The following is a 6,672-nucleotide window of genomic DNA, read 5'->3' as shown; positions in this document are numbered from 1 at the left end:
GTCGAGATCATGGCTGGCGAGCTGGAAGCCGGCTCCCAGCGTGTCGAGCGACTGCAGCACCTTCAGCCGGCGCTCGGCGGTGTCGGTCAGCTTGCGGTTCGCCGGCAGCGTGAACAGCGCATAAGCGCGCACCTTCGAGCGGCCGACACGGCCACGCAACTGGTAGAGCTGCGACAGGCCGAACATGTCGGCGCGGTGGATGATCAGCGTGTTGGCCGTCGGGATGTCGAGACCGGATTCAACGATGGTCGTCGACAGAAGCACGTCGTACTGACCGTCATAGAAGGCGTTCATGATGTCGTCGAGTTCGCCCGGCGGCATCTGGCCATGGGCCACGGCAACTTTCAGCTCCGGGACGGATTCTTTCAGGAAATCATGTATTTCGGCGAGATCGCTGATGCGCGGCACGACATAGAAGGAATGGCCGCCACGGTAGCGTTCGCGCAGCAGCGTCTCACGGATGACCAGCGGATCGAACGGCGAGATGAAGGTGCGCACCGCCATGCGGTCGACGGGCGGCGTGGCGATCAGCGACAGCTCGCGCACTCCGGTCAGCGCCAGTTGCAGCGTGCGCGGGATCGGCGTCGCCGACAGCGTCAGCACATGGACATCGGTCTTCAGGTCCTTCAGGCGCTCCTTGTGCTTGACACCAAAGTGCTGCTCCTCGTCAATGATCAGCAGGCCAAGGTTTTTGAACGAGATCGACGAACCGAGCAGCGCATGGGTGCCGACAACGATGTCGACCTGACCTTCGGCCAGCGCCTTCTTCGTCTCGGCCAGTTCCTTGGCGCCGACCAGCCGCGAGGCCTGGGCGACGCGAATCGGAAGGCCTGAGAAACGCTGGGAAAATGTCTTGAAATGCTGGCGCGACAACAGCGTTGTCGGCACCACGACCGCGACCTGGAACCCTTCCATGGCCGCGATGAAGGCGGCGCGCAACGCCACTTCGGTCTTGCCGAAACCGACATCGCCGCAGATCAGCCGGTCCATCGGCTTGCCGGCGCCGAGGTCGTCCCTGACCGAATCGATCGCCGTCTGCTGGTCGTCGGTTTCCTCGTAGGGAAAACGCGCCGCGAACTCGTCATAGAGACCTTCGGCCGGCACCAACGCCGGTGCGGCGCGCATCTGCCGCTCGGCGGCGATACGGATCAGTTGCCCGGCCATGTCGAGCAGGCGCCGCTTCAGCTTTGCCTTGCGCGACTGCCAGGCGCCGCCGCCCAGCTTGTCCAGCGTCGCTTCGGCCGTGTCGGAACCGTAGCGCGACAGCAGCTCGATGTTTTCCACCGGCAGGAACAACCGGTCGTCGCCGGCATAGTGGATTTCCAGGCAGTCATGCGGCGCGCCGACCGCCTCGATCGTGCGCAGGCCGATGAAGCGGCCAATGCCATGGTCGGCATGGACGACAATATCGCCGGCCGACAGCGCCGAAGCCTCGGCGATGAAGTCGGAGGCGCGCTTCTTGCGCTTGGAACGCCGGATCAGCCGGTCGCCCAGAATGTCCTGCTCGGCGACGACGACCAGTTTTTCGGTCTCGAAGCCGGATTCAAGCGGCAGCACGGCCAAAGCCGCCTGCCCCGGCTCAAGCTGTTCGGCTTCGCCCAGCGTCTCGACCTGCTTGAGATTGCCGAGATGGTGCTCGGCCAGGATCTGGCCGAGCCGGTCGAGCGAGCCTTCTGTCCAGCCGGCTATGACAACACGCCGACGGGCCGCGCGCTCGTCGGCAATATGCCTGACGACAACATCGAAGACGTTGACGTTCGGATCGGCGCGCTCCTCGACGAAGCTGCGCCCATGGCGCGAGCCGGCGTGATAGACCCTTTTCACGCCGGCATCGGGCGCGTCGAAAGGCGTGAAGTCGATCGCTTCGCGCGGCCCGAGCGAGGCGATCAGGTTTTCCGGCGAGAGATAGAGCAGATCCGGCGCCACCGGCTTGTAGGGCACGGCATCCTTCAGCGCGGCGTCGGCCTGCTTCTTGCGCGCTTCATAGTGGTCGAGGATCAGCGTGTGGCGCTCGGCCAGCGCTTCATGCGCCAGATGGTCGAAAACCACAGGCGTATCCGGCATATAGTCGAACACCGTCTCCAGCCGTTCATAGAAAAACGGCAGCCAATGCTCCATGCCGGCGAAGCGCCTGCCTTCGCTGACCGCCGCGTAGAGGCCGTCGTCGCGCTGCGGCGCGCCAAAGGCTTCGATATAGGAGCGACGGAAGCGGCTGATGGTTTCGGGCGTCAGCGCCACTTCGCTCATCGCCTGCAGCGCCATCGACTTGCGCTGGCCGGTAGTGCGCTGGGTGGCGACATCGAAGACGCGGATCGATTCCAGCGTATCGCCAAAGAAATCGAGGCGCAGCGCCTCGGTCCAGCCCGGAGCAAACAGGTCGAGAATGCCGCCGCGCACCGCGAACTCGCCGATGCCGCGAACTGTCGGCACCCGCTCGAAGCCGGACGTTTCCAACCGCGCAATCAGCGCGTTCATGTCGACCTGGTTGCCGGGCCTGGCATGAAAGGTCTGCGCCTCGACCAGGTCGGCCGGCGGGATGCGCTGCAGCAGCGCATTGGCGGTGGTGAGGATGACGGCGCGATGCGGCTTCTTCGCCAGCGCGATCATCGCTGTCAGGGCATCGAGGCGCTTGGCGGCGGCATCCGAGCCGGGCGAGACGCGATCGTAGGGTAGACAGTCCCAGGCCGGCAGTTCCAGCACCGGGAGGCCGGGCGCGGCAAAGGTCAGTGCCTCGATGATAACAGGCAGGCGCTGGCCGTCGCGCGCGACGAACAGCACCGGCTTGTCGGGCGCGATCTCGAGTGCCGCCTGCACCAGTGCAAACGCCTCGTACCCATCGGCGACACCATCGACGATGAACTGGCCGGCACGGCCTTTCGGCAGACCAATGGTGGGAATGAGGCTCATCAAATCACGGTCTTTGTTTGTCGCAATTCCTGTAGGAAAACCGCTTCGCACTTTTCCAGGGATTGCTTTTGTTCAGAAAGTCATGGTCCGGCGGGACGCCAGGATCTTTTGCAGGACAGGACAATCGATATCCGCCGGGATCGGGCGTTCACCGGTGATCAGCGGCAGGAATTCGGTGTCGGAAATGTCGAGGAGCCTCTCATATTGTTCGATTTCCTCGGCCGTCAAGGCGCCGATCTCGGCGTCGGCGAAGGTGCCGAGGACGAGATCCATCTCGCGCATGCCGCGGTGCCACGAGCGGAACAACAGCTTGCGGCGGTGGGCGTCCAGCCCCTCGCTTGATCGTTTCGTTCCGGTCATTGTGGCGCATCCTCACTTGCTGCGGCGCATATAGCGTGGATAGAAGGGGCTGTCAGCCTTGCGCTGTAGCCGTCGCGACATAAGCTGACATCATGCGTCCTTCCATCCTCGATCCGCTGTTTGTTCCGATCACTTCGCTTGCCGGCGTCGGACCGAAGGTCGGCGCGCTGATCGAGAAGGTCGTCACGGCTGATCTTGGTGATCGAGCGGCCCGCGCGGGCGACCTTCTGTTCGTGTTGCCGCACACCGTCATCGACCGCCGCAGCCGGCCGGGCATCGCCGGTTCGGCGGAGGGCCAGATCGTGACCCTCGACGTGCGCATCGACCGTCACCAGCCGCCGCCGCGCGGCAACCGGTCGGTGCCTTACAGGGTCTATGCCCATGACGATACCGGCGAGATCGGCTTGACCTTCTTTCATGCGCACGCCGCCTATCTCGAAAAGGCAATGCCCGTGGGCGAGCGTGTCGTGGTCTCGGGCCGCATGGAATGGTTCAACGGCCGCCCGACCATGGTTCACCCGGACCATATCGCGCTGGCCAGCGAAGCGGAAAACCTGCCGCTGGTCGAGCCGGTCTATCCGCTCACCGCAGGGCTCTCGGGCAAGGTGCTGCGCCGCGCGATCGGGCAGGCGCTGACGCGCCTGCCCGAATTTCCGGAGTGGCAGGACGGCGCGTTCATGCGCCGGCACACCTTTCCCACCTTTGCCGACGCGCTTACCCGTGTCCACAATCCGGCCGATCCCATCGACGTTTCCATCGACGGCGCGGCCTGGCGTCGTCTTGCCTATGACGAGTTGCTGGCGGGCCAGGTCTCGCTGGCGCTGGTACGGGCCAAGATCCGCCGCCTGTCCGGCCGCCCCCTGGTCGGTGATGGCCGCATCGTGGAGAAACTGCGTGCAGCCCTTCCCTATTCGCTGACCGCAAGCCAGGAATTCGCGCTGGCCGAAATCAATGCCGACCTTGCCGACCCCGAGCGCATGCTGCGGCTGCTGCAGGGCGATGTCGGCTCGGGTAAGACGGTGGTCGCGCTGCTTGCCATGGCGCGCGCCGTCGAGGCCGGCGGTCAGGCGGCACTGATGGCGCCGACCGAAATCCTGGCGCGCCAGCATCTGGCGACGATCGCGCCGCTCGCCGCCAAGGTCGGGCTGCGCATCGCTATCCTCACCGGCCGCGAAAAGGGCCGCGAACGCACCGAAACACTGGCCGGGCTGGCGAGCGGCGAGATCGACGTCGTCGTCGGCACGCACGCGCTGTTCCAGGAGACAGTGACCTTCCGTGATCTGGCGCTGGCGGTCATCGACGAGCAGCATCGTTTCGGCGTCCACCAGCGGCTCGCCATCACCGCCAAGGGCGATGCGCCGGACATGCTGGTAATGACCGCCACACCCATCCCGCGCACGCTGGTGCTGACCGCCTTCGGTGACATGGATGTCTCCAAGCTGACCGAAAAGCCCGCCGGCCGACAGCCGATCCGCACCGTCACGCTGCCGCTGGAGCGTCTCGACGAACTGGTCGGCCGCATGCAGGATGCCCTGGCCGGCGGCCAGAAAATCTACTGGATCTGCCCGCTGGTCGAGGAATCCGAGGAGATCAAGCTGATGTCGGCCGAGGATCGCTTTGCCTCGCTGAAACCGTTGTTCGGCGACCGCATCGGCCTTGTCCACGGCCGCATGAAGGGCGCCGAGAAAGACGAGGCGATGCGCGCCTTCAAGGAGGGCGAGACTCGCATCCTGATCGCAACCACGGTCATCGAGGTCGGCGTCGACGTGCCGGATGCCACCGTCATGGTCATCGAACATGCCGAGCGTTTCGGGCTTGCGCAGTTGCACCAGTTGCGCGGGCGGGTCGGGCGCGGCGACAAGCCCTCCTCTTGCGTGCTGCTCTACAAGGACCCGCTCGGCGAGACGGCAAAACGCCGGCTGTCGGTGATGCGCGGGACCGAGGACGGCTTTTTGATCGCCGAGGAAGACCTGAAATTGCGGGGCGAAGGCGAGCTGTTGGGCACCCGCCAGTCCGGCACACCGGGCTTCCAGGTGGCGCGCATCGAGGCGCATGCCGATCTCCTGGAGGCTGCGCGCGACGATGCAAGGCTTATCCTGTCACGCGACCCGGAGCTGCAATCCGACCGCGGCGAGGCGCTGCGCCTGCTGCTCTATTTGTTCGGGCGCGACGAGGCCGTTCGGCTTCTGCGCGCCGGGTGAGGCCCCAATGGCGGATTGGCGACCGTTCCGTTGATCGGCTCGCCATTCAGCGTCACCATCTTGCTTTTCACCTCGGGCGCCACCAGCCCGGCCGAAACAATCAGCTTGGCACCGTCCTCGATCGTCATGTCGAGCAGGACGATGTCCGACTTCAGCACATACATCAGGAATCCGGTCGTCGGGTTCGGCGTGCAGGGCATGAACACGGCGATCAGCGGATCGCCATCCTGGTCGAGCTTCTCATTGATCTCGGTTTCCTTCTCGCTGGCGACGAACACCAGCGACCACACGCCCTTGCGCGGATATTCGACCAGTCCGACCTGGCGGAACATGTCGCCCTTGTTCGACAGGACGGTCTCGAATATCTGCTTCAGCGAGCCATAGATGCCGCGCACCAGCGGCATGCGGCCAAGCAGGCGCTCGCCGAAACCGACAATGGCGCGGCCGACAATGTTGGCGGTAAGGAAACCGATCAGTGTAATGAGGATCAGCGCGACGATCAGCCCGAATCCCGGGACTGGAAACGGCAGATAGGTATCGGGGCTGTAACGCGCCGGAATATAGGGCTTCACCCAGGAATCGACCCAGCCGATGAACGACCAGGCGATATAGGCTGTGATCGCCAGCGGCGCGCAGACGACGAAGCCCGTGAGGAAATAGTTCCTCAGCCGGGTCATGCCGGAGGTCTTGGGAGCATCGGACATGGTTCACCGGGCGCGGGTTGCAGCGCAACATTAGTGAACCGGAAGCCGCTTTGAAACTGCGAAGTTTTTAAAGAGCGCCCGTTAGGGCCCTATTCCACCGTCACGGATTTTGCCAGGTTGCGCGGCTGGTCGACGTCGGTGCCCATGAAGACGGCGGCGAAATAGGCCAGCATCTGGATCGGCAGGGCATAGATGATCGGCGAGATGATTTCGGGCACGTCCGGCAGGATGATCGTCTCCATCGTCTTGACGCTGACCTGTGCGGCGCCCTTGGCGTCGGTGATCAGGATGATCTTGCCGCCGCGCGCCGCGACTTCCTGCATGTTGGACACGGTCTTCTCGAAAATGCGGTCATGCGGCGCGATCACGATGACCGGCATGTTCTCGTCGATCAGCGCGATCGGCCCATGCTTCAATTCGCCCGCCGCATAGCCTTCGGCGTGGATGTAGGAGATTTCCTTGAGTTTGAGCGCGCCTTCCATGGCCAGCGGGAAATTGGT

General features: G+C 64.4%; 5 protein-coding genes. 1 reads left to right on the top strand and 4 read right to left on the bottom strand.

Translation table 11 applies throughout. The features are described 5' to 3' along the window. Window positions 1-2,907, bottom strand: a 2,907-nt coding sequence (mfd, locus tag C1D09_RS23730) for a transcription-repair coupling factor (protein WP_143976570.1), incomplete at its 3' end; no start/stop codon positions are given. Window positions 2,908-2,979: 72 nt separating this feature from the next. Next, entirely contained in the window at window positions 2,980-3,267 is a 288-nt protein-coding gene (locus C1D09_RS23725; protein ID WP_143976569.1) for a succinate dehydrogenase assembly factor 2, read from the bottom strand. A gap of 92 nt (window positions 3,268-3,359) precedes the next feature. Here C1D09_RS23725 and recG point away from each other — a divergent pair, with 92 nt between their 5' ends. Further along, a complete protein-coding gene (recG, locus tag C1D09_RS23720; RefSeq protein ID WP_143976568.1) occupies window positions 3,360-5,468 on the top strand; it encodes an ATP-dependent DNA helicase RecG in 2,109 nt (702 codons plus the stop codon). Here the strand turns inward: recG and C1D09_RS23715 are convergent. Together C1D09_RS23715 and C1D09_RS23710 are read right to left on the bottom strand one after the other, a co-directional pair. Next, complete coding sequence (locus tag C1D09_RS23715) at window positions 5,420-6,172, bottom strand: DUF502 domain-containing protein (RefSeq protein WP_143976567.1); 753 nt, start codon at window positions 6,170-6,172, stop codon at window positions 5,420-5,422. The genes recG and C1D09_RS23715 overlap by 49 nt on opposite strands. An 89-nt stretch (window positions 6,173-6,261) precedes the next feature. Next, window positions 6,262-6,672 (bottom strand): SIS domain-containing protein (locus C1D09_RS23710; protein ID WP_143976566.1); only part of this gene is annotated, 411 nt, incomplete at its 5' end.

The organism is Mesorhizobium intechi (assembly GCF_002879535.1).
Lineage (GTDB): Bacteria > Pseudomonadota > Alphaproteobacteria > Rhizobiales > Rhizobiaceae > Mesorhizobium > Mesorhizobium intechi.
The sequence above is the reverse complement of the archived record's forward strand: the minus strand, read 5'-3'. Positions and strand labels throughout refer to the sequence as shown.

What these genes read in the sequence shown, in the direction of transcription:
- C1D09_RS23725 (WP_143976569.1), bottom strand. Translation starts at nt 3,267, where the DNA reads ATGACCGGAACGAAACGATCAAGCGAGGGGCTGGACGCCCACCGCCGC.
- recG (WP_143976568.1), top strand. Translation starts at nt 3,360, where the DNA reads ATGCGTCCTTCCATCCTCGATCCGCTGTTTGTTCCGATCACTTCGCTT.
- C1D09_RS23715 (WP_143976567.1), bottom strand. Translation starts at nt 6,172, where the DNA reads ATGTCCGATGCTCCCAAGACCTCCGGCATGACCCGGCTGAGGAACTAT.